This is a genomic window from Marinitoga hydrogenitolerans DSM 16785 (assembly GCF_900129175.1).
GTDB lineage: Bacteria > Thermotogota > Thermotogae > Petrotogales > Petrotogaceae > Marinitoga > Marinitoga hydrogenitolerans.
The window spans coordinates 1-2,799 of the sequence record NZ_FQUI01000077.1; the positions used below are offsets into that span (position 1 = coordinate 1).

3 protein-coding genes are annotated in these 2,799 nt (G+C 27.9%); all 3 read right to left on the reverse strand.

All coding sequences use genetic code 11. The annotated features are described in order from the left end of the window. Window positions 1-372: 372 nt before the first annotated feature. On the reverse strand, window positions 373-648 hold the full coding sequence (locus BUA62_RS11190) for a hypothetical protein (RefSeq protein ID WP_072866113.1): 276 nt from the start codon (window positions 646-648) through the stop codon (window positions 373-375). A 79-nt stretch (window positions 649-727) separates the two neighbouring features. Beyond that, window positions 728-1,636, reverse strand: a complete 909-nt coding sequence (locus BUA62_RS11195; RefSeq protein ID WP_072866114.1) for a pseudouridine-5'-phosphate glycosidase — start codon at window positions 1,634-1,636, stop codon at window positions 728-730. Beyond that, the gene (locus BUA62_RS11200; protein ID WP_072866115.1) at window positions 1,630-2,721 is read right to left on the reverse strand and encodes a PfkB family carbohydrate kinase; all 1,092 of its coding nucleotides are present in this window, start codon (window positions 2,719-2,721) and stop codon (window positions 1,630-1,632) included. The genes BUA62_RS11195 and BUA62_RS11200 overlap by 7 nt, the downstream gene beginning before the upstream one ends. Between the last annotated feature and the right edge of the window lie 78 nt (window positions 2,722-2,799).

A 2,799-nucleotide genomic window follows, 5' to 3' on the forward strand; every position in this document is an offset into this window, starting at 1 on the left:
TTTGTTTTTTCAACAATATCTTTTAACAATGTTGTCTTTCCTGTTTGTCTTGGAGCTGATACTGTAAAATATCTCCAATTTTCTATATGATCAAGAGCTTCTTCCATTATATCCGTTCTTTCTACGTAATAACAGGTCTTTTTATCAACTGGTCCTGATGTACAAAAGTTTCTCATAACATACCTCCATTTTAAACTAAAAATTTATATTCAAACAGTTCATTAAAAAACTTTTTTCATACACTTAAAATATAAGATACTAATAGATTATTTTAATTTAAATGGATTGATAATATATGTTTTAATAAAAATATTCAAATAATTTCAGAAAGATTCTAAAAAAGGTTTCGGAAATCCGAAACCTTTTTTAGAATTAATATATATATTTTAATCTATAATAATTTTCACCAGATACAACATATAATGTGTCTTCTTTATTTAACTTATATGGATTTTCATTTACACTTAATTCAACACCTAATAACTCACTAATTTTTTTTGCACATTCTTCGCATCTAACATGACTTTCAACACCATTTCTTATTCCATATTTTAATTCTTCTAAAGAAATTCTTTCAACTCTTAAATCTTCAACTGGTTTTACTAATATTAGATCTAAATCAACCCTATCTGAAATATATTTAGCCATTTATATCCCTCCCTGAAATTTTATTCTAGTTTTATTATACCATATTTTTTAGAAAAAAATATTGGTAGTTTAACTATTTTTATAAATATTGTGCAATTTGAGCTGCTAATTTAGCATTATTATAAACTAATTGAATATTTGATTCTAAACTTTTTCCACCTGTAATTTCCTTTACTTTTTCTAGCAAGAAAGGTGTTGTATCTTTACCTTTAATCCCTAATTTATTTGCTTCATCAAGAGCTGTTTCTATAGCATTAGAAATTTCATCAAAATTCATTTGATATTCTTCTGGGATAGGATTAGCTATAACAGCACCTCCCTTTAAATTTAACTCCCATTTTACTTTTAAAAATTCAGCAATTTCTTTTGGGGTATCCAACCTATAATTAACATTAAATCCGCTTTTTCTGGTATAAAACGCTGGTAATTCTACAGTTTTATATCCGATAACAGGAACTCCAAATGTTTCTAAATATTCTAAGGTTAATCCTAAATCTAATATGGATTTTGCACCAGCACAAACTACTGCAACATTTGTATTTGCTAATTCTTGAAGATCTGCTGAAATATCAAATGTCTCTTGAGCATTTCTGTGAACTCCACCTATTCCTCCTGTGGCAAAAATCTTTATTCCAGCCATAGAAGCAGTAATCATCGTACCAGCAACAGTTGTAGCTCCATCCATTTTTTTTGCAACTACATATGGAATATCCCTTCTACTAACCTTCATTACTTCTTGGCCTTTTTTTCCGAGATATTCTATTTCGTCATCAGTTAATCCTGCTTTTAATTTCCCATTTATAATAGCAATTGTAGCAGGTACAGCACCATTTTCTCTTACAATTCTTTCAACATTCAATGCTGTTTCAACGTTTTGTGGATATGGCATTCCATGAGATATTATTGTTGATTCTAAAGCTACAATTGGTTTCTGTTCTTTCAATGCTTTTCTTACTTCATCAGATATAACAAGATACTTTTCTAACATATTCCCAACTCCTTTATTTTTAATTTTATATTTTCTACTGATAATTCATCTGAAATTGTATCTTTTGAAGACAATGTAATGACAGATGCGCCTATTGCAAAAACAACAGATTCTCTTAAAGAATAGTTGTTTAAATAACTATATATCAAACCGGCTAAAAATGCATCACCAGCTCCTGTTGCATTTATAACCTTTATTTCTGGTATACTTATTTTAAATAATTCTTTTTTATTTGCACAAATTACACCATCTTTACCCAAAGTTAGAAAAACATTTTTTACTCCTTTTTCTAAAAGAATTTTACATGCTGTCTTCGCATCATTATCGTTTCTTATCTCGACACCAGTTAAAACTTCTGCTTCCAACCTATTTGGTTTAATTGTATGGAATTTTCCAACGATATCCTTAATCTTTTTTGCTTTTGAAGTCGAAACAGTATCCAGAAAAAAAGCAACATTAAAATTATTAACTAAATATTTTATGCTTTCTTCTGGAATATTCGTGTCAATTACGCACAACTTTGCTTTTTCTATTATTTTCTTTTTAGATTTTATAAAACCAACATCTATTCTCTCACAAACATCCATATCAGACAAAGCAACTGCCATATCACCATTTTCATCAATAATAGCCAAATATGTTGAAGTATTATAATCGTTTAAGACAATAGAATCTTTCATATCTATTCCTATATTTTTCGAATGTTCCAAAATCTTTTCCCCATATATATCTTTTCCAAGTGATGTTATCATTTTTACATTTATATCCATTCTTGCAATATTTTCTGCAATATTCCTTCCAACTCCACCCAAAGATATATTTAATTTTCCAGGATTAGAATCATTCATTTTTAAAATTCCTTTCGGAAATCCATTTATATCTATATTTGCACCACCAATTGCTACAACATAATCTTTTTCATTGATAATATATCCTCTTCCCAAAATATGTCCCTTTTTTATTAAATTTGTTATATGTACTGCAACTGAAGATCTGGCAATATTGAGTATTCTGGCTATTTCTTCCTGAGTTATAAATGGATTTGATTTTACGAGTTCTAATATTTCCTTTTCTCTATTTGTCATAATATCACCTAAACTTTTGTTTATTATTTTAGTCATATGTTTATGATATCATATTTTTTTAGTTTTTTCAAGTAAAAT

What these genes read in the sequence shown, in the direction of transcription:
- BUA62_RS11190 (WP_072866113.1), bottom strand. Translation starts at nt 648, where the DNA reads ATGGCTAAATATATTTCAGATAGGGTTGATTTAGATCTAATATTAGTA.
- BUA62_RS11195 (WP_072866114.1), bottom strand. Translation starts at nt 1,636, where the DNA reads ATGTTAGAAAAGTATCTTGTTATATCTGATGAAGTAAGAAAAGCATTG.
- BUA62_RS11200 (WP_072866115.1), bottom strand. Translation starts at nt 2,721, where the DNA reads ATGACAAATAGAGAAAAGGAAATATTAGAACTCGTAAAATCAAATCCA.